Below are 18,082 nucleotides of genomic sequence, written 5' to 3'. Positions count from 1 at the left end.
TGCCGTTCATGCGCCAGGCGGCAGCACACCTCGGCATGTCGCCGGGTCTCTACCGCGTCGTCGGCACCCTGGAAGTGGCTGGAGCCGTCGGACTGGTACTCGGACTGGCTTCCGCCCCACTCGGGGTGGCCGCCGCAATCGGGCTGGCACTGCTGATGACCGCGGCCGCACTGGCCCACCTGCGCCACGGCGACCCGCCCGTGCGGGCCCTGCCGGCCACTGTCCTGGCCCTGACGGTGGTGGCGTACGCCGGGGTGGCGCTCGGTACCGGCTGACGGCCCGCAACGTGCGCCGTCTTGCATGGGGCCCGTGGACGCCTGAGGATTCACGGGTCTCCCGCCGACTGCTCGCGGAATTGCCGCGGCAGAAACTCAACGGCACCCGCGACCGCCAGCCGCTGACCGGCGTCCGCAACACCTTCCGCCAACTCGCGTTCAGCTGAACTCGTCTCGGAGCCCAACAGAAGCCGACAACCGTGATTCCGACAACCGACTTGCCCAATGAACACCGGGCAGTTCGAGGGTGCCGCGACGATGGCGGCCGAGCAGGACTCCTTGCTCGCCGAGGAGGATGGCTCCGACACCGACGGCCGCGTGCGCCGCCGGCGGTCTGGTGCTGCGGGGGCGGCTGGACACCCGTGCCGACCGGTCGGGCCGGCGGCGGGCCCGGATGAGCTGCTGGATGACCAGGGCGTTTTTGTTCGGGTGGTGCAGTAGGTCGATGGCCTCGATGCGGAAGCCGTACTCGGTGAGCAGGTCCTCCCACAGCTGCGGTGCCAGGACCCACATCTGAGTCGGCAACGGCGGGTCATCGCGCAGCAGGATCATCTGCCCGCGCGGTGCCACCTCGGTGGAGGGACCGCGGCCGTCCAGGTCGGTGTGCATGAGCGAGAGGATCAGCGGCGCTCCGGCACGCAGCCTGTCACGCAGCGCCGGGCAAATACGGTGCGGGTCGATAAACCCCAGCGTGCCAATCGCGTACGCGGCGTCGAACGGCTCGGCGTCGGCGAGATACGCGACCACATCTCCTTGTACGAACTCCACTCCGGGGACGTGCGCGTGAGCGGAGACGGCGCGTTCGTGCTGAGTCGGGGACAGCTCGATTCCCGTGACACGAGCGCCGTAGGCCTGCACGAGATGGACGGCGTGATGGCCGGCCCCGGAGCCGATGTCCAGGACACGGCGCCCCGTGATGTCGCCGAGGACTTCATCTCCCGGTCCGACTTCCTTCCAAGATGCCCAGGACATCTGGCTGGGTACGGGTGGGGTACATGCGCGTGCGAGCTGACGCTGGCCGTAGATCGTCCAGGATGCGGTGTTGATGTCTTCGACGGACACGACGCCTCCTCGATGGGCGCTGCTGCAGATCAGCTGTACGTGGTGAGGTAGGCGGGCCCCTCACCGCGCCTGGCTCGTTCGACGGCGTGCAGGCGGTCGAAGGCGCGGGGCGCCATCAACTTCCGCCAGTCGGTCATCTCATGGAAGGCCCACATGTCGTGCTCGGCGGGCTCGAGGCGGATGTGCCGCAGCTGGTCCGCGGTCAGCCGGCCTCCGTCGAAGACGAAGCCGACCTTGTTCAGCGGCATGCGCGGCCCGGCGTGCACGAAGTGGGTCAAGAGTAGTTTCGGCGCGCCCAGGCCGAGTTCGAGACCGGTCTCTTCGATGGCCTCCCGCTGGGCGGTCTGAAGCGGGTCCTCACCTTGCTCGTCGAGGTTGCCGCCGGGAAACTGCCAGAGCCGCGAGCCGTAGACCGAACGCAGCTGTATCGGCCGGTCGTGTTCGTCACGGATGTACAGGCAGCCGTACACCGTGTGATGGGGAACGATCTGCGCGTACTGCGAGGGAGCCATCGGCATGGGGCGTCCTGGCCGGGCAGGACGGTGGTCGAACTCGAAGGCGAGGGCGCCGAGCGCCTCCTTACCCGGCGGATAGATAGCGCGGAGTGTGCGCAGCAGGTCGTCGGGGGTGGCGTCCGGATCGATTCGCGTGGGGTCCACCGCGTCCAGCAGCTCCTCGAAGGACGCGTACCGGGTGATGTGCCGTGCGATGACGTCGAGTTCGAGGTCGGAGCCTTCCTGGTGAAAGACGAGCGTGTCACCGACGCGGATGCCCGCCTTTGCCGGCGTGCTCACCCGGACCTCCACGCTCTTGCGGCCGGAGGCCACCAGCGCGTAGTAGCGCTCGCGCAGTCCGAGGTGGTGTTCGCGCACCGCGGCGGTTGGCATCTCCTGGGGGACCGGCGCACCTGCGGGCGGCAGGGGATGGGAGCGGCGCAGGACGAGGAACGTCAGGCCGTTGGCATCCGCGCGTTCCACGTGCGGCCAGTCGGCGTGCAGTTCACTCAGCTCGTCCTCATCGAGCGCGGTGCCGCGGCGCTCTGCCGGGGTCTCGGCGGCTAGCGGCGTGATGACGATGAGGGCACCGCCTGGGCGAAGGCGGTGGCCCAGGTCGCGCAGTACGCGCGTTCGCTCTTGCAGGAAGGCGGCCACGAGCCGGAGCGTGATGAGGTCGTAGCCGGACTCGTGCAGCTGCCCCCAGTCGCCGTGCTCGATATCGAGCCGCAGCCACCGGGCCACCTCGGGGTGGTCCGCGGCACCGTCAGCGAGAGCGTGGTCAGACCAGTCCGCCGCGTCCACGGTGTAGCCAAGGGAGGTGAGGTGCGACGCGAGTTCGCCCAGTCCGCAGCCGACGTCCAGAGCCCGCCCGGTTGAGGATGCGGGCGCCTGCCTGGCCAGCAGGGTGCGCTCGGCATCGTCCAGGGGCCGGTAACGGCGGCCTTCGACGTAGCCGCGATTCCATTCATCCTGCGTGTTGAACAACGGCGTTCCTCACAGCGAGTTCAGGAGGTACATGAGTGGAGAGTAAGCAAGGCGCCGGCTCGGAGGGACAGCTTCCACGGTCTCAGGGAGGGGATTTTGCGATCGGGGCCCGGTGAGCTTGCGGCGGCGGTTCATGCCCATCCCGTCTCCGCGTAGGGGCGACCGGCGCGGGAAGGAACTGCAGCGGTAGGGCTCATCTCGATCCTCCTGATGGACGGGTGGTGCCTGAGGGGCCTGGCTCGCGGCGGTCAGGCCGCGGGCCAGGAGAGTGGGCTCGGCGGGCAGCCCGTCGTCGAAGCGCAGAGCGATCTCGGGCGTGCCGTTGACCAGCAGGATCTGTTCGTCGTGCCCGGTGGCGGACTGCATGGGAACGAATTCACAGACCTTCGCGGATTGCGACTCCAGGTGGTCATCGACGCGGGTGAGGGCGACGGAACGGGTCACTCCGGCTCGCTGACCTTGCCCTGACCACGGCGGCATGCGTCTACCTGTGCGGCCCCGCGGGGATGAAATACCTCCGCGGTGAGCCGTTCGCCAGCCGTGGTGTTGCTGTGATCCCCTTCCTCACGCCCGCGAACGGTGTGTGGCGAGATCAGTGGGCTCCGCCCTTTGATGGCGTACGGGCCCGAGGCCGGGGCGGAAGAACTGCGTAGTCTCGCCGCCCTTCACGGCTGGGACGAGTTGCGCTTGGGGAAGTCGTCCAAGTCGTCCTGAAAGACGATGGCGACGGCCCGCATCCCGAGGGCCTCGTAGAAGCCCCGGCCGTCGTCGTTGCCAGGTGAGCAGTGGACGATGAGTGGCCGGAGCTTGTGCTCCCGTGCCCAGGCCCGGACGCAGTCGACCAGGAAGCGCCCCTCGCCGCTGCCGCGGTGCTCAGGCTCGACCCACAATTCGTGGATCACGCAGCACCCGTGGTCGTCTGGACCTGCGATGATGTATCCGTGTTCGGTGCGGTGCTTCATCCCTGCTGCAAGCGCGGGGCGTTCGGGATCGAACGGCATAGTTGCTGAGCCTCCAGTTGCTCGGCCATCGCGGCGCCTGTTGTATGCATCGTCACCTTGGCGATGGGGTCGTGCTTCTTCTGCTGCGCAGGGCGGACATCCAGCCTGCGAGCATCGGGCCAACTTCGCCCAACGTCCCGCGTCCGCCAACTTCTCGTCGGTAGCCCGTGGTTCTGTCGGAATCTGATGGGGGAAGCATTGCGCTGATCTCGGGTGGGGGACGGCCGGGCGCTGGACGGTGAGAGGGCGGGAGGATGCTCGTCGTTCAATCCCCTCAGTTTGACGCGATTGCGATGGCCTGACCTGCCTCGAAGCCAGGGGCGAGTGAGCCAACGCTTCTCAGCCGTTGCGGCGGCGGTGCTGCCCGATTTGGCCGTAGCTGAGACCTTTCACGACGGGCTCACATCGAAGCCCACTACGAGTCGATTGACGAACGCACTGAGGCCTGGCGACCTGTGGCAGTCGCCGGGCCATCTCGCCGCAGGAAACCCCGACGGACGGGCGACGACAACCGCGCCATGGCTGGTGTGCAGGCGGACCGCTAACGAACCGGACAGGGCCAGGACAGTGCCCGCTGCATGGGAGCGCCCGCGCAGGGCTGGCAGGCCTGATTTCGGGACGATGTTCGGGTACTGGCGTCCTGCTCTGAGAGCCAGCGAATATCGATATCGTGCCCGCCGTGATGGTGGGCAGCAAAGAGACGCGGTTGATCGTTCTGCGCGGGAACAGCGCCTCGGGGAAGTCATCGATCGCCAGTGGCCTACGCGAGCAGTTCGGCCGCAACCTGGCCCTGGTCGGCCAGGACAATTTGCGCCGCATCGTGCTGCGTGAGCGAGACCGGCCCGGCGCGGCCAACATCGGCCTGATCGGCGCGACAGCCCGCTACGCGCTCGACGCGGGATTCCACACGGTCGTCGAAGGCATCATGTACGCCGACCGTTACGCCGCGATGCTCGATGACCTCGTGAGCGAGCACCGCGGCACCTCGCGGTGCTACTACCTGGATGTGCCGCTCCACGAGACGCTGGCTCGTCACGCAACGAAGCCCGACCCGGAGTACCTCACTCAGGTCACCGACGAGCATCTGCGTGACTGGTATCGCGAACGTGACCTCCTGCCCGGCGGAATCGAGACCGTCATCGACGCCGATAGCGGCCTGGACGACACCGTGAAGCGCATCTTGCGCGAAACGGGGCTGGACAAGGTACCGGCCATCGACCGCTGAGGGGGCTCGGATCAGCGCCCGCAGCACGAGCAGTGGTGCCGGCGGGCGGTGCCCTTATCAGTCCTCATCACCGGTATCGGAGCCTTCGCACGAGCGCAGTGCCCGGTTGGTGCGGCGGCGTAGTTCAGCAGGATCGCTGTCGGGTGCACGGCGCGGTGCGGCAGGCGGTGTGTCGCTACGCGCGTCGTCTCTGGAGCGCAGAAGCACTGGCCTCCCGATTGAGGTCACTTGCGCGTGCCTCGGGCTCCGCGGCGCTGGAGGATGCGCCGGTGTGGTCTCGAGCGCTCCGGCCGGACCTGCGAGGGCCGTCGTAGGCCTTTGCGGATCGCCCGATGAATACGCCTCGTCGACGATGATCGCGTCCGGCCTGCCGAGCGGACGCCCGGCACCCGTCCGTCCGGGGTACCTTCAGCATTTTTCAGTACAGTGTCGAACACCGTGGAGTCGTTGACCTTCCCCGGCGTGACGACGAAGGCCAGCGGCAGGCCCCGGCTGTGTCGCACGCGCATTGGACCTTGGTGGTCAGCCCTCCGCGGGACCGGCCGAACGCCTGAAGAACTGCCGAATTGACATATCTTCCTGTTGCTCCCGCTCCTGCCCGCTTCTGCGGGCACCAGCGGCGTGCTGATGAGCCCGGTCGATCGTGAAGTCCACCGACACCGCCCACTCCACGGCCCCGGCCGAGTCGTCCCGCACCCGCGCCCCTTCGAGTAGGCGGGTCCACGCGGGGCCTCCCAACGGGCGAACCGCTCTTCCACCGTCTGCCATGGCCCATGGTGCTCCGCCAAAGGCGCCCGGAGCGGCCCCCTAAACCGGGGGAGCGTCCCGCGCGGCCGCGCCAGATCTGCGACGGCAAGGTCGCCGGCCGGGTGGCGTCGCCGCCCCGGTCCTCGTTTCCCCGTTCAGGTCGCAGTTGGGGGAGTTCGGGCCCCGGCCAGGACCGGGGGCAGATATCGCCCTTCCTGGCAGATCTCTCCGACAGCCGCGCGAACACGCAGGTCAGACGCAGTGCGTGTGTGGGGGAGAGTGGCGCAATACTCCGGCAACACCACGACCGGGGTCACGTCGGTATGGTCCCTCGCATGCCAGCCGAACGTATCCGCGAGCACACTGTGCCGGTCGCCGCCGCCCGACGGCGTCGGCTGCGCGCAGACCAGGCGCGACAGCTCGCCGACCTCCTGCGCCACCAGGTGCGTACCGGGGGCTTTCCCAGCGGTGTCCTGCCGCTGGAGGGCGCGATCGGCATCGATTACCACGTCTCTCGGAACACCGTTCGGCAGGCGTTGGATCTGCTGCGTACAGAAGGGCTGCTGGAACGGCAGCCCGGGGTCGGCACCGTAGTGGTGTCCGAGAAGTATTCGCACGGCCTGGACCGGCTGCAGGGCCTCGCCGAGACCCTGCACGAACACGGCGACGTCACCAACGAAGTCCGTACGGTCGGTCCCGTCCCCGCGCCCGCACCCGTGGCGCGGCGGCTCGGCCTCGTGGAACACACCGACGTGCTCTACATCGAGCGGCTGCGCCGGCTCAACGGCCTGCCGCTCTCGCTCGATCTCACCTACATCCCGATGGACATCGGAGCCGGCCTGATCGGCTGCGACCTGGAGAACACCGATGTGTTCCGGCTGCTCGAGACCCTGACCGGTCAGCCGCTCGGCACCGCCGAGATCACCCTGGAGGCCGTCAACGCCGACGTGCACTCCGCCGCCGTCCTCGAGGCCCCGCGGGGCGTCGCCGTACTCATGCTCGAACGTCTCACCTCGCTGTCCGACGGGCGGCCCGTGGACCTGGAGTTCATCCGCTTCCGCGGTGACCGCATCGCCATGAGCGGGTCGCTGCACCGCGCGCTCTGACCACCGGCCTCGCGCGCTCTGACCACCGGCCTCGCGCGCTCTGACCACCGGCCTCGCGCGCTCTGACCACCGGCCTCGCGCGCTCTGACCACCGGCCCTTGTGGGCTCTGACCACCGGCCCTTGCGGGCCATCGGACCCGACCCGCCGACCCGCCGGCCCACCGGCTCTTGTGGGCCATCGGACCCGACCCGCCGACCCGCCGGCCCACCGGCTCTTGTGGGCCATCGGACCCGCCGGCCCGCCGGTCCGTTGTGACTTCTCACCCCTTCACCTCTCTACGGGAGACAGCCATGCCTCTGGCCCCCCAGCGCGCCGACGTGCCCGTGACCATCGACGAGTCGAAGTGCATCGACGGCTGCACGCTCTGTGTCGACATGTGCCCGCTCGACTCGCTCGCGATCAACCCGGACAGCGGCAAGGCCTTCATGCACGTCGACGAGTGCTGGTACTGCGGGCCGTGCGCCGCCCGCTGCCCCACGGGCGCGGTCACGGTCAACATGCCCTATCTGCTCCGATGAAGGCGGCGAAGGAAGGCCGTGAAGGTCGAGAGGCTCGAACTCCCATGAAGAACACAACGCACGTGAAACGTACGGCTGTTGCCGCTGCTTCGGCTGCCCTGCTGGCCTTCCCCCTGGCGGGCTGCGGCGGGGCGAGCGCGGACGACTCCGGTACCGTCACCGTGACCATCGGCTACCAGTCCAAGACCATCAACACCGTCACCGCAGGCACGCTGCTGCGGTCGCTGGGCTACTTCGAGCGCGAACTCGCCGCACGCGGCAAGCGCGAGGGCGTCTCCTACAAGGTCAAGTGGCAGGACTACGCCACCGGCGCCCCGATCACCGCGCAGATGACGGCCGGGAAGATCGACATCGGGTCGATGGGCGACTTCCCGCTCTTGATCAACGCCGCCCGTGGTACGCAGTTGAACCGGCCGACCAAGCTCGTCTCCGTCACCGGCTACAACCTCCGCGGCGGACTCAACACCATTGTCACCGGCACCGATTCGAAGCTCACGGCACTGAAGGACCTGCGCGGCAAGAAGGTCTCGACGAGCGTCGGCTCGGCTGCCGACGGCACGCTGATACGGGCGCTGCAGCAGGCGGACATCGACCCCGAGAAAGACATCCGCAAGCTCAACCAGCAGCCCGCGGTGGGCGCCTCGGCGCTCCAGGCGGGCGGTGCTGACGCGCTCTCCCAATTCGTGGCGTGGCCCGGCCTGCTCGCCTTACAGGACCGGGCCCGAGCCCTCTACGACGGCGCGGAACTGGACCTGCCGACCTTCCACGGGGTCACCGCGCGGGAGGACTTCGCCAAGAAACGGCCCGCAGTCCTGGAGGACTTTCTGCGCGCTCAGGCCAAGGCGACCGACTACCTGAACAAGCAGCCGGTCGCGGCCGCCGAGTCGGTGGCCAAGGCGACCGGTCTTCCGCCCGAGGTCGTCTACCTCTACAACGGCGCGCACGGCATCGCCACCTTCGACACCACGATCAAGCCCGCGCTGGTGGCCGCGTTGAAGAAGGACGTGCCCGTCCTGAAATCGGCGAAGCTGGTGGGCGACGTCGATGTCGATGCCTTCGTCGACGAGCGGTATGTGAAGAAGGCCTATGGCGACACCTACGCCACCGCCCTGACCGCTTCCCCCAAGCCCCCGCGCAGCGAGCTGTGGCTGAAGGGCGAGCGCAAGACCCGGTCCTTCGCCGACCCGGCCACAATGCTGCGCCAAGCAGCCGCCCACAAGGGCCAGGTGCGTGCCGTGTACGTCCCCGACACCACGACCGGGACGCCGTGGTTTGCCGACAAGGCGCTGTGGGTGGCGGACGGCGACAAGTTGCTGCCCTTCGTCACGCCCTCTACCGCCGGCGCCTACACCAAGGCGCATCCGGGCGCGCGCACCCTCTCGTACCAGCAGGCATTCAGGTACAACCAGGGCCAGGAGCAGGCGTCATGACAGGGCATCACCTGCTGCGTGCCTTGTCGCTCGGCGCCGCGCTCGGCCTGTGGCAGTTGCTGACCGCGTTCGATGTCGAACTGTGGCTGCGCTTCGAGCAGTTCCCCACGGTCGTCGACGTCGCGCGGGAGTTCGGACAGCGCATCGGCAGCGATGCGTACTGGCAGGACCTCACCGACAGCCTCAGCCGCATCCTCACCGGCTTCGCCCTCGCGGCGGTCGCGGGCGTGGCCGTCGGCACGGCGATCGCCCGCTCGCGCCTGGCCGCCGACCTGCTCGGCCCCGTCCTGGAAGTGCTGCGGCCCATACCGGCGATCGCCCTGGTGCCGGTGGCGATCCTCCTCTTTCCCAGCAACGAGCAGGGCATCGTCTTCATCACCTTCACCGCGGCGTTCTTCCCCGTCATGGTCTCCACCCGGCACGCGGTGCGCGCCCTGACTCCGGTCTGGGAGGAAGCCGTCCTGACGATGGGCGCCGGCCGGTGGCGTGTCCTTGGTTCGGTGGTCCTGCCGGGAGCGCTGCCCGGCATTCTCGGCGGGCTCTCCGTGGGCATCGGTGTCGCGTGGATCTGTGTGATCTCCGCGGAGATGATTTCCGGCGAGTACGGGGTGGGGTACCGCACCTGGCAGGACTACACGGTGGTCGACTACCCCGGCGTCTTCGTCGGCATGGTGACGATCGGAGCGCTCGGGTGGATGACATCGACGGCTGTGGAGGTGCTGGGCCGCAGGGTGACGCGGTGGCTGCCACGGACCGAATCCCGCAGCGAGGCGCCGGTGCTACCGCGCCGGTCCCGGCCGGGGATCGCGCGACCGGAACCCCGCATCCCCACGGCCGAAGACGCCGCGCTGACTGCCTCCGTACACGCGCCGGAGCGCCTGCACAAGAAGACCCAAGGAGGCGTGACCCCATGAGCACACCCCCCGAGACCACCCTCGCCCCCGTCCTGGCCCCGCCCCGAGGAACCCGGCTCACCCTGCGGGGCGCTTCGATCGGGCGGGCGGGGGCGGCCGTACTCGACGGGCTCGACCTGGACATCGCACCCGGCGAGATTCTCACCGTCGTGGGCCCCTCCGGATGCGGAAAGTCCACCCTGCTGCGCACCCTCGCCGGGCTGCTGCCTCCCCTGGGCGGGCAGGTCACCCAGGACGGGAACCCCATCACCGCACCCCACGCCGAGCGGGCACTGATCTTCCAGGACGACGCGCTGCTGCCATGGCGCACCCTGCGGGCCAATGTCGAACTGCCGCTGGCCATCAAGAAAGTGGGGCGCACCGGGCGCCGCGCCCAGGCCGAAGCATGGCTGGAGCGTGTCGGCCTTGGCGGACACGGCGCCAGACTCCCGCACCGCGTCTCGGGAGGTCAGCGGCAGCGGGTCCAGCTCGCCCGCGCCCTCGCGGGAGAGCCGCGGGCCGTCCTCATGGACGAGCCGTTCGGCGCGCTCGACGCGCAGACCAGGGCCGGGATGCAGCAGCTCCTGGCCGAAGTGTTGCGCGGCACAGGCGCGACCGTCGTCTTCGTCACCCATGACGTGGACGAGGCGCTCTTCCTCGGCGACCGCGTCGCGCTCCTTGGCAGCGGCCGCACCTCGGGGGCCCTTGCCGTACGCGACGTGCCGCGCCCCCGCGACCGTACCTCCCACCGTGACCCCGCCACCGTCGAGCTGCGCCGCACCGTCCTGACATCCCTCGGCTCCTGACACCTCGGCACCTGAGAGGCCCTTCTTCCATGCAGATTCCCGCAGTCACCGACGCCCAGGAGCTCTCCTGTGACGTCCTTGTCATCGGCGGCGGAACGGCCGGCACGATGGCGGCGCTCACCGCGGCCGAACAGGGCCGCAACGTCCTCCTCCTGGAAAAGGCGCACGTGCGCCACTCCGGCGCCCTCGCCATGGGCATGGACGGCGTCAACAACGCCGTGATCCCCGGCCGCGCCGAACCCGACGACTACGTAGCCGAGATCACCCGCGCCAACGACGGCATCGTCGACCAGTCCACCGTCCGCCAGACCGCGACCCGCGGCTTTTCGATGGTGCAGCGACTGGAGTCCTACGGGGTGAAGTTCGAGAAGGACGAGCACGGCGAGTACGCGGTGCGCCAGGTGCATCGCTCCGGCGCGTACGTCCTGCCCATGCCCGAGGGCAAGGACGTCAAGAAGGTCCTCTACCGGCAGTTGCGCCGCCGCGAGATGCGCGAGCGCATCCGCATCGAGAACCGTGTGATGCCGGTCCGGGTATTGACGGCGGACGGCAGGGCCGTCGGCGCGGCCGGATTCAACACGCGTACGGGCGAGTTCGTGACCGTGCGTGCGGGCGCCGTGATCCTGGCGACCGGCGCGTGCGGGCGCCTGGGCCTGCCCGCGAGCGGCTACCTCTACGGCACCTACGAGAACCCCACCAACGCGGGCGACGGCTACTCCATGGCCTACCACGCCGGTGCCGAGCTCACCGGTATCGAGTGCTTCCAGATCAACCCGCTGATGAAGGACTACAACGGCCCCGCCTGCGCCTACGTCGCCAACCCCTTCGGCGGCTACCAGGTCAACCGGCACGGCGAGCGCTTCGTCGACTCCGACTACTGGTCGGGCCAGATGATGTCGGAGTTCGCGGCCGAACTCGCCTCCGACCGCGGGCCGGTGTATCTCAAGCTCAGCCATCTGCCGGAAGAGTCGATCAGCGCCCTCGAGACCATCCTGCACTCCACGGAGCGGCCGACACGGGGCACCTTCCACGCCAACCGCGGCCACGACTACCGCACCCACGACGTCGAGATGCACATTTCCGAGATCGGCCTGTGCGGCGGCCACTCGGCATCGGGTGTCCGCGTCGACGACCATGCCCGCACCACCGTGCCCGGTCTGTACGCCGCGGGAGACCTGGCCTGCGTGCCGCACAACTACATGATCGGCGCCTTCGTCTTCGGCGACCTGGCAGGCGCGGACGCCGCGCAATGCCAGCCCTACGAGGGCGAGTTGCCGATCGGTCAGGTCCGGGACGCCCACGAACTGATCTACCGCCCGCTGCGCAATGCGGACGGCCCGCCGCAACCGCAGGTCGAGTACAAACTGCGCCGCTTTGTGAACGACTACGTCGCACCGCCCAAGACGGGCGCGCGGCTGTCTCTGGCCGTAGACCACTTCGAGCGCATGCGCGGCGAGATCGACGCCATGGGCGCGCAGACACCGCACGAGCTGATGCGCTGCGCCGAGGTGCACTTCATCCGGGACTGCGCGGAGATGGCGGCTCGCTCCTCCCTGGCCCGCACAGAGTCCCGCTGGGGCCTCTACCACGAGCGCACCGACCACCCCAAGCGCGACGACAACGGCTGGCTGCACCACCTGGACCTGTGCAAGTCCGGCACCGGAACGATGGAGTTCACCGCACGCCCAGTCGAGCCGTACCTGATCCCGGTCGAGGAATTCACGCCCACCGGCGGAGCGCCACGCCACCTGGGCGAGGTGCACCCGGAGCAGGTGGCCACGGCTGGCCGGCGCGACCTGGCCCCGGTCGGATCGGGCACCCGAATGAGCACCACCAAGACGCGGGACACGCCCACCGCCGCCTCCCACTCGCCACGCATCCTTCAACTGCTCGCCCTCACCGAGGAGGAACCCGAACTCGCCCTCCTGCTCCCCTTCTTGACCGACCCGGACCCCGCCGTACGCCGCGCGGCCGTGACCGCGCTCACCGAGACCGTCCCCGCGGGTACGGGCCCGGCGCTGGCCGGGACACTCGCGGACCCGGATCCAGGAGTCCGCGCCGCCGCTGCTGCTTCCCTGCGCGAACTGGTCGAAGTCCTGCCCCCAGAAAAGGAGTTGGGCGAGGGACTGCACGACGCCCTCACCCATGGCGACGCCCTGGTCCGGTCGACAGCACTGGACGTCCTGCGCGCCCTGCGACTGGGCGACGCCACCGCCTACGCCCCTGCCCTCACCGACCCGGACATCGAGGTCCGGATCGCCTCGGTCCGCGCCCTGGTCTCGGTCGGCGCCCTGGACGCCGTCGCGCGCGCCGGAGCCGACCCGGCCCGCGAGGTCCGCGTCACGGTGGCCCGCGGCCTGGACACCCCCCAGGCGCTGGCCCCCCTGCTCCACGACGCGGACATCCTGGTCCGCGCGGCAGCCTTCACCACCCTGGCCTCCGTGGGCTGCCCCACCCCTTACGACCTCACGGCGGTAGACGCGCTGGCCGCCCCGTCCTGGCAGGAACGCACAGGCGCGGCCACGGCCCTGGGCGCCGCCGACCCCCACCTCGCGGTACCCGCCCTGTCCAAAGCACTCGACGATGCCAACGCCGACGTCCGCAAGGCCGCGGTCCTGGCCCTGCTCCAGCACCCGTCGAACGAAAGCGCCCGCACGGCACTGGCCACGGCAGTCCTTGACCCGGACGCGGACGTCCGCGCCTACGCGGCTCGGGCGGCTGCGCCTGCCTGATGGCTGTCTTGTCCGGCCGACTGCTCCCAATGAACGATGGCCCTCGCACGGATAGTCCCGGGTCGGACCGTGGAGGGGGCTCGTCGCGGGCGGAGCGCCACTACCCCGCCCCCCTGGACCGGCTACATCCTGCGCACCTGCACGTCGGGGCCAGGGGCGCGCGGCCAAGGAGGACAGCAGGGGCTTCCTCCCGCCCTTCCCGCTACGTTCGAGGCCGACTACCTCCCTGTCGAACATGCGGAAATCTATGTTGGCTGGAGTAGACATTGCCTAGTGGTGTGGTTATGGTTTCTCTCGTAGCCGAGATCGAGCAGGGCCCGGCAGAGATGAACTGCCAGGCAGCAGTACCCGCAAGTGCAGTGCGCAGGACGGTGCGGTGGTGGAGTTTCGAAGCCAGAGCGGTTGCAGGACGGCAACGAGACTGACGACCGGACCGGGTGGCCCGCAGTGATCAGGGGCCGCCACGAGCAGTACCGCAGTTAACGCAAGAGAAGTACACGAAAATGCAGGTCGCGGTACCCAGCAGTGAAGTAAGCGAGCAGCACCTCGGTGAAGGCGTCGGCTGCGGACGCGCGCACCGGGAAGTTCGGCAGTGGGGTTCTAAGCCAGAGCAGATGCAAGACGGGCGACGGGGCTGGCTGCCGAAGCGTGACGCTCCATCAGGTCACCAGTAGTACGCAGTTTCCGTAGGTAAGCAAGTGATTCCAGAGGGAAGAACGGAGGAACCAGGCGCCATCAGGATCGCCCGGGCGGAAATCTTGAGCCCGGGTACCGCAGGACATCGATAGTGAGGTGGTCTCCGGTCAAGCAACCGCGATCCCCGCAATCCCGACGACTTCCAGGTCGGGCCAGCGGAAACAGAAAGCCGGCGCAGCACTAGGGCTGGCAGATGGTGTAGCAGTTCCTTCGGGGCCCGGGTGCCAATACGGCACCCGGGCCCCTCCACGCGTAACGACCTCGCGCCCCGTGTACCTGAACCGTCACGGCCTGGCTCGCTTTACCGGGCGGCCACGGATGAGTAGACCGCTCTGGCCGTGCCCGTCGGCTGGTCTCATCGCCGGCCACAACCGCGAGTAGGCTCAACCGACAGGGACTCTCTCCTTGAGAAAGCCGATCAGCAGATCGGTAACGGCCGATGGCCGCTCCAGGCTGGGAAGGTGACCTGCCCAGGGCAGTTCGACGTGGTCGGCGTTCGCGAGCAGATGCGGCAGTCGGGCGGCGATCTGTTGAAAGTCCGCCAGGTCATGCGCGCCCGACAGGGCAAGGCAGGGCGCTTGAATTGCCGCCAGATCAATCTCGGCCTCGATCGGCTCGAACTCCTCAGCGGCGGCTAGCTGCAGCTCGAAGGCGTGCCGCTGCATCTTGCGTACTGCCTCGCGGGCGGTCTCGTCGGCGTCCGGGCCGAGCCAGGTTTCGACCATCAGTTCCGTCGCGCCGGCGATGTCTCCCGCCTCGATCAGCGCTTCCTCGCGCTCCCCGAGCGCACTCAGTTCGGCAGAAGGTTCATGCCCGGGAAGGGCAGAACAGATCAACGCCATGGCGCTCGTCCTGTCCGGCCAGCGCGCGGCGATCTCCAAGGCGACCTGCCCGCCGTACGAGGATCCCACCAGTGCCGCCTGCGCGATGCCCAGACTATTCAGGAGGGCCAGCACATCCTCGGCGTCGCTGTGAGGCCGGTCCGGCGCTGGAGTCTCACCGAAGCCCCGAAGATCACAGCGCACCAGCCGGTAACCGGCGTCGATCAAGGACGACCACTGGGCATCCCACATACGCCGGTCACACACCCCGGAATGCAACAGCACCAGAACAGGACCGTCCCCGGCCACATCATGAGAGAGCGTCATCCGGCAGACCCTACGCAGCGGGTGCTCGAAAAGCCTCCCGATTAGCAGCGCCACTGGCCTGCCCATCACCCCGGCGAACCATGCCGGTCACAGCACTAGCGGTGAGGGACAGAGGGTGGACGCCTGCCCAGGCGCTCCCCACACGTTTTACGTCCCTGCTGTCTTCAGACTGCATCCGAAAGCAGGTGAACGGCCGAAGTAAAGCTCAGAGTCCCCGTGCCGGGCCCCCGCGCGGTGACTCGTCCCACTCCAACACCCCACCTCTGTGTCCGGGCGGCGGTTCGGGCACGCATTGAGCCCCTCGTACGGAGCTTGGCGCGTCTGGTGCCGAGTGACGCCGCGCTCTCTTGCCCGCCATGAGGCTGCCGCAGGCGTGCACGTAGGGGCGCCATTTCGGTCATCAATTGGCCGATAGTTTCGCCACTCGGCGCCACTGGCTCGTACAGCACCGGCCTGTTGGAGGCCGGGTGTGAGTTGTTGGTGTACACGAAGTGCCGCTGAGATTGCTCTGGCTGGAGTCGGTCTGCTTCGTCGGCGCGTTGATCTGGCGGGGCACGCCCGCTGACGCGTAGTTCGCGCAGGTCGGGGATGTGGTTGTAGAGGGTGCCGGGGGAGATGCCAAGCAGCTTGGCGATCGAGGTGATCGAGCGGCCGGGGATGCGCAGCAGGTCGCGGACGGCGCGGATGACTTCCTCGGTGGCGACGCTGGGGTGTCCGCCGACGCGGCCGCGTTCGCGGGCGGCGGCCAGGCCCTCGTTGGTGCCGATGGCGATGAGTTCGCGGACGGCCTCGGCCAAGGCGGCGAGGACGTGGAAGACGAGCCGACCGCCGGGGTGGTGGTGTCCAGGTTCTCGTGCGGTGAGGTGAAACCGATGCCGCGGGTGCGAAGTTCGGCGACGACGAGACCCGGCTAGCCTGCCCGCTGAGCGAACAACAATCGGTTGCGGCGTCCCGGCCCTCGATCAGCCCTCGTTCGCCAGGTCTCGCGCAGGGCCGGAGTCCAGGACTCTGGCAGTGAAGTTCGCCAATTGCGCCCGCATCCGTTCGCGCGACACACACTCATGCCCGGCCAGATGCTCGACAAGATCGGCTCGTGTGGCTGCGAGCAGGGCGTGAGCGGTGAAGTCGCTGTCGGGCAGGCCCGGGATCTGCCCCAGCATGGTGCCCAGCAGGCCGTGCCAACGCTCGTAATGATCCGCCTGGTACGGGCTACTGCTTCCGCCTTCCTCCAGGGCCAGCATGAGGCGGCGGTTGTCGAGTTTGAAGCACATGAGGGTGTCGAGCAGGGCAGGTACGCGCTGTCGCGGCGGAGTCGCGGGGCCCAAGGGTGGGGGGCCGGTTTCAACGGCCTCCCTGACTGGTTCCAGCCGCGCTTCGTACAGCGCGCGCAGCAGGCCGGGGCGGTCGCCAAAGGCCCGGAAGAGCGTGCCTTTGCCGACGCCGGCCGCGGCTGCGACGGCGGCCAAGGTGATGCCTTCCGGGCTCTCGCCGCGGGCGAAGAGCGCGTCGGCGGCCGCGAGGACGGCCTGCCGGTTACGGGCGGCATCCTTACGGGGTTTGCGCTCGGTCATGCCACACCTCCGTTTGCTAAGCGGACCGCGGGTCCGTATCGTTAAAGCGGACCCAGGGTCCATATTCTTAGAGATGGAGGATACCCATGTCTGCACCGACTTCTGCGGCGGACCTCTACCGTCACAGCCTGCGACTGCTGCTGGACAAGGACATTCCCGCGTGGGTCGCCTTGTGGGCCGAGGACGGTTTGATGGAGTTTCCCTTCGCCCCTGACGGCTGGCCGAAGCGCCTGGAGGGCAGGGAGGCCATCGCCGCGTACATGCGCCATTACCCGGATCACATCGATCTTCATGACTTCCCCGAGCTGCGGATCCACCAGACCACCGATCCTGAGACCATCGTGGTCGAGATGCGTGGCGTCGGCCGCCTGGTGGAGTCCGACCGACCCTTCGACATGACCTACATCGCCGTCGTGGCAGTCAGGGACGGGCACATCACCTCCTACCGCGACTACTGGAACCCCCTCACCGTCCTCGAACCCGGCACCGATTTCACCAGGAGCAGCCGATGACAACCTCCGGCACCACCTTGGTCATCGGCGCCACCGGCACCACCGGCAGCCGCACCGCGGCGCAGCTGTCAGCCGTCGGCCACCGCGTCAAAGCCGCCAGCCGTCGCGCCGTCGACGTCCCCGGCGCGGAGCCGGTCGCATTCGACTGGTACGAACCCGCCACCCACGCCGCCGCCCTCGACGGAGCCGACCGCGTCTACCTGATACCGCCCGTAGGCGACGCCGACCCGGCGGCGGTCATGTTGCCATTTCTCCAACAGGCCCACACTGCCGGCGTGCACCGTGCGGTGCTCCTCAGTTCCTCGGCCATCCCCGAGGGCGGCCCGGCGGTGGGAAGAGTGCACCAGGCCCTGCCCGATCTGTTCGAACATTGGGCGGTGCTGCGGCCCTCGTGGTTCATGCAGAACTTCACCGGCACACACGCGCACGCCGTGAGCATCCGTGAAGAAGGCGCCATCTGGACCGCAACTGGGAGCGGCCGGGTCGGCTTCGTCGACGTTGAGGACATCGCGGCTGTCGCTGCCCATGCTCTGACCGACGAACATGCCCCCAACACCGATCTTGTCCTTACCGGGCCGGAGGCGCTCAGCTACGACGACATTGCCGCCACCATCACCCAGGTCGCCGGCCGACCCGTGAACCACCACCGCCTGTCCTACGAACAGATGCGCGACCGCCTCACGGCGCAAGTGCCGCTGGAGTTCGCCTCGATGCTTGCCGGCATGGACCGTGCCATCGCCGAGGGGGCGGAGGACCGCATCACCGACACCGTCCAGCGCCTTACGGGTCGACCGGCGCGCAGCTTCCGCGCTCTCCTCGAACGCGAGCTCCTATGAAGCAGCTCGGCATCGGCTTCGTGCCCTGCTCGCCGCTCGATC

General features: G+C 68.7%; 18 protein-coding genes and 1 pseudogene. 11 read left to right on the top strand and 8 right to left on the bottom strand.

The window, feature by feature from the left end; all coding sequences use genetic code 11:
* The first annotated feature begins 8 nt into the window (after positions 1-8).
* A complete protein-coding gene (locus ACWD02_RS38915; protein WP_451220411.1) occupies positions 9-275 on the top strand; it encodes a DoxX family protein in 267 nt (88 codons plus the stop codon).
* An 11-nt stretch (positions 276-286) separates the two neighbouring features.
* Complete coding sequence (locus tag ACWD02_RS38910; RefSeq protein WP_451220351.1) at positions 287-442, top strand: hypothetical protein; 156 nt, start codon at positions 287-289, stop codon at positions 440-442.
* Here ACWD02_RS38910 and ACWD02_RS38905 read toward each other — a convergent pair.
* The 4 genes from ACWD02_RS38905 to ACWD02_RS38890 all read right to left on the bottom strand — a co-directional run bounded on the left by ACWD02_RS38905 (position 435) and on the right by ACWD02_RS38890 (position 3,780).
* Positions 435-1,337 (bottom strand): class I SAM-dependent methyltransferase, encoded by a 903-nt coding sequence (locus tag ACWD02_RS38905; protein WP_451220348.1) that lies wholly within the window; start codon positions 1,335-1,337, stop codon positions 435-437. The two genes, ACWD02_RS38910 and ACWD02_RS38905, sit on opposite strands and share 8 nt — an antisense overlap.
* Before the next feature lie 29 nt (positions 1,338-1,366).
* A complete protein-coding gene (locus tag ACWD02_RS38900; protein ID WP_451220345.1) occupies positions 1,367-2,818 on the bottom strand; it encodes an NUDIX domain-containing protein in 1,452 nt (483 codons plus the stop codon).
* Positions 2,819-2,827: 9 nt separating this feature from the next.
* Complete coding sequence (locus ACWD02_RS38895) at positions 2,828-3,262, bottom strand: hypothetical protein (protein ID WP_451220342.1); 435 nt, start codon at positions 3,260-3,262, stop codon at positions 2,828-2,830.
* A gap of 221 nt (positions 3,263-3,483) precedes the next feature.
* Positions 3,484-3,780 (bottom strand): GNAT family N-acetyltransferase, encoded by a 297-nt coding sequence (locus ACWD02_RS38890; RefSeq protein ID WP_451220409.1) that lies wholly within the window; start codon positions 3,778-3,780, stop codon positions 3,484-3,486.
* A 721-nt stretch (positions 3,781-4,501) separates the two neighbouring features.
* On the opposite strand from ACWD02_RS38890, the gene ACWD02_RS38885 reads away from it, so the two are divergent.
* Positions 4,502-5,044 carry an AAA family ATPase gene (locus ACWD02_RS38885; RefSeq protein WP_451220406.1) on the top strand — a complete coding sequence of 181 codons (543 nt, stop codon included), beginning with the start codon at positions 4,502-4,504 and terminating at the stop codon, positions 5,042-5,044.
* 230 nt (positions 5,045-5,274) lie between these two features.
* Here the strand turns inward: ACWD02_RS38885 and ACWD02_RS38880 are convergent.
* Positions 5,275-5,871: pseudogene (locus ACWD02_RS38880) on the bottom strand (transposase); the annotation flags it as partial.
* A 255-nt stretch (positions 5,872-6,126) separates the two neighbouring features.
* Here ACWD02_RS38880 and ACWD02_RS38875 point away from each other — a divergent pair.
* The 6 genes from ACWD02_RS38875 to ACWD02_RS38850 all read left to right on the top strand — a co-directional run bounded on the left by ACWD02_RS38875 (position 6,127) and on the right by ACWD02_RS38850 (position 13,277).
* Entirely contained in the window at positions 6,127-6,897 is a 771-nt protein-coding gene (locus ACWD02_RS38875) for a GntR family transcriptional regulator (RefSeq protein ID WP_451220339.1), read from the top strand.
* A 291-nt stretch (positions 6,898-7,188) separates the two neighbouring features.
* A complete protein-coding gene (locus ACWD02_RS38870; protein WP_365373906.1) occupies positions 7,189-7,416 on the top strand; it encodes a 4Fe-4S dicluster domain-containing protein in 228 nt (75 codons plus the stop codon).
* A gap of 62 nt (positions 7,417-7,478) precedes the next feature.
* Positions 7,479-8,846 (top strand): ABC transporter substrate-binding protein, encoded by a 1,368-nt coding sequence (locus tag ACWD02_RS38865; RefSeq protein ID WP_451220404.1) that lies wholly within the window; start codon positions 7,479-7,481, stop codon positions 8,844-8,846.
* Positions 8,843-9,760 carry an ABC transporter permease gene (locus tag ACWD02_RS38860; RefSeq protein WP_451220336.1) on the top strand — a complete coding sequence of 306 codons (918 nt, stop codon included), beginning with the start codon at positions 8,843-8,845 and terminating at the stop codon, positions 9,758-9,760. Before ACWD02_RS38865 ends, ACWD02_RS38860 begins: the two co-directional genes overlap by 4 nt.
* Positions 9,757-10,545 carry an ABC transporter ATP-binding protein gene (locus ACWD02_RS38855; protein ID WP_451220333.1) on the top strand — a complete coding sequence of 263 codons (789 nt, stop codon included), beginning with the start codon at positions 9,757-9,759 and terminating at the stop codon, positions 10,543-10,545. The genes ACWD02_RS38860 and ACWD02_RS38855 overlap by 4 nt, the downstream gene beginning before the upstream one ends.
* A gap of 29 nt (positions 10,546-10,574) precedes the next feature.
* Entirely contained in the window at positions 10,575-13,277 is a 2,703-nt protein-coding gene (locus tag ACWD02_RS38850; protein ID WP_451220330.1) for a fumarate reductase/succinate dehydrogenase flavoprotein subunit, read from the top strand.
* A 1,079-nt stretch (positions 13,278-14,356) separates the two neighbouring features.
* On the opposite strand, the gene ACWD02_RS38845 is transcribed toward ACWD02_RS38850, so the two are convergent.
* The 3 genes from ACWD02_RS38845 to ACWD02_RS38835 all read right to left on the bottom strand — a co-directional run bounded on the left by ACWD02_RS38845 (position 14,357) and on the right by ACWD02_RS38835 (position 16,692).
* A complete protein-coding gene (locus tag ACWD02_RS38845; RefSeq protein ID WP_451220327.1) occupies positions 14,357-15,121 on the bottom strand; it encodes an alpha/beta fold hydrolase in 765 nt (254 codons plus the stop codon).
* 164 nt (positions 15,122-15,285) lie between these two features.
* Positions 15,286-15,918: a hypothetical protein gene (locus ACWD02_RS38840; protein ID WP_451220324.1), complete on the bottom strand. Its 633-nt coding sequence runs from the start codon at positions 15,916-15,918 to the stop codon at positions 15,286-15,288.
* Positions 15,919-16,083: 165 nt separating this feature from the next.
* Positions 16,084-16,692: a TetR/AcrR family transcriptional regulator gene (locus ACWD02_RS38835; protein ID WP_451220322.1), complete on the bottom strand. Its 609-nt coding sequence runs from the start codon at positions 16,690-16,692 to the stop codon at positions 16,084-16,086.
* Positions 16,693-16,778: 86 nt separating this feature from the next.
* Between ACWD02_RS38835 and ACWD02_RS38830 the strand changes: the two genes are divergently transcribed.
* Entirely contained in the window at positions 16,779-17,204 is a 426-nt protein-coding gene (locus ACWD02_RS38830; protein WP_451220319.1) for a nuclear transport factor 2 family protein, read from the top strand.
* Positions 17,201-18,040: an NmrA family NAD(P)-binding protein gene (locus tag ACWD02_RS38825; RefSeq protein ID WP_451220316.1), complete on the top strand. Its 840-nt coding sequence runs from the start codon at positions 17,201-17,203 to the stop codon at positions 18,038-18,040. Before ACWD02_RS38830 ends, ACWD02_RS38825 begins: the two co-directional genes overlap by 4 nt.
* Positions 18,041-18,082 lie beyond the last annotated feature (42 nt).

The organism is Streptomyces sp. NPDC002853, assembly GCF_053591915.1.
This window is presented reverse-complemented; position numbering and strand designations above follow the sequence as displayed.

Excerpts from the sequence above, each read along its gene's own strand:
- ACWD02_RS38870 (WP_365373906.1), top strand. The coding sequence starts at position 7,189 with ATGCCTCTGGCCCCCCAGCGCGCCGACGTGCCCGTGACCATCGACGAG.
- ACWD02_RS38855 (WP_451220333.1), top strand. The coding sequence starts at position 9,757 with ATGAGCACACCCCCCGAGACCACCCTCGCCCCCGTCCTGGCCCCGCCC.
- ACWD02_RS38825 (WP_451220316.1), top strand. The coding sequence starts at position 17,201 with ATGACAACCTCCGGCACCACCTTGGTCATCGGCGCCACCGGCACCACC.
- ACWD02_RS38875 (WP_451220339.1), top strand. The coding sequence starts at position 6,127 with ATGCCAGCCGAACGTATCCGCGAGCACACTGTGCCGGTCGCCGCCGCC.
- ACWD02_RS38915 (WP_451220411.1), top strand. The coding sequence starts at position 9 with ATGCGCCAGGCGGCAGCACACCTCGGCATGTCGCCGGGTCTCTACCGC.
- ACWD02_RS38835 (WP_451220322.1), bottom strand. The coding sequence starts at position 16,692 with ATGACCGAGCGCAAACCCCGTAAGGATGCCGCCCGTAACCGGCAGGCC.
- ACWD02_RS38850 (WP_451220330.1), top strand. The coding sequence starts at position 10,575 with ATGCAGATTCCCGCAGTCACCGACGCCCAGGAGCTCTCCTGTGACGTC.
- ACWD02_RS38845 (WP_451220327.1), bottom strand. The coding sequence starts at position 15,121 with ATGACGCTCTCTCATGATGTGGCCGGGGACGGTCCTGTTCTGGTGCTG.
- ACWD02_RS38860 (WP_451220336.1), top strand. The coding sequence starts at position 8,843 with ATGACAGGGCATCACCTGCTGCGTGCCTTGTCGCTCGGCGCCGCGCTC.
- ACWD02_RS38885 (WP_451220406.1), top strand. The coding sequence starts at position 4,502 with ATGGTGGGCAGCAAAGAGACGCGGTTGATCGTTCTGCGCGGGAACAGC.
- ACWD02_RS38830 (WP_451220319.1), top strand. The coding sequence starts at position 16,779 with ATGTCTGCACCGACTTCTGCGGCGGACCTCTACCGTCACAGCCTGCGA.
- ACWD02_RS38890 (WP_451220409.1), bottom strand. The coding sequence starts at position 3,780 with ATGAAGCACCGCACCGAACACGGATACATCATCGCAGGTCCAGACGAC.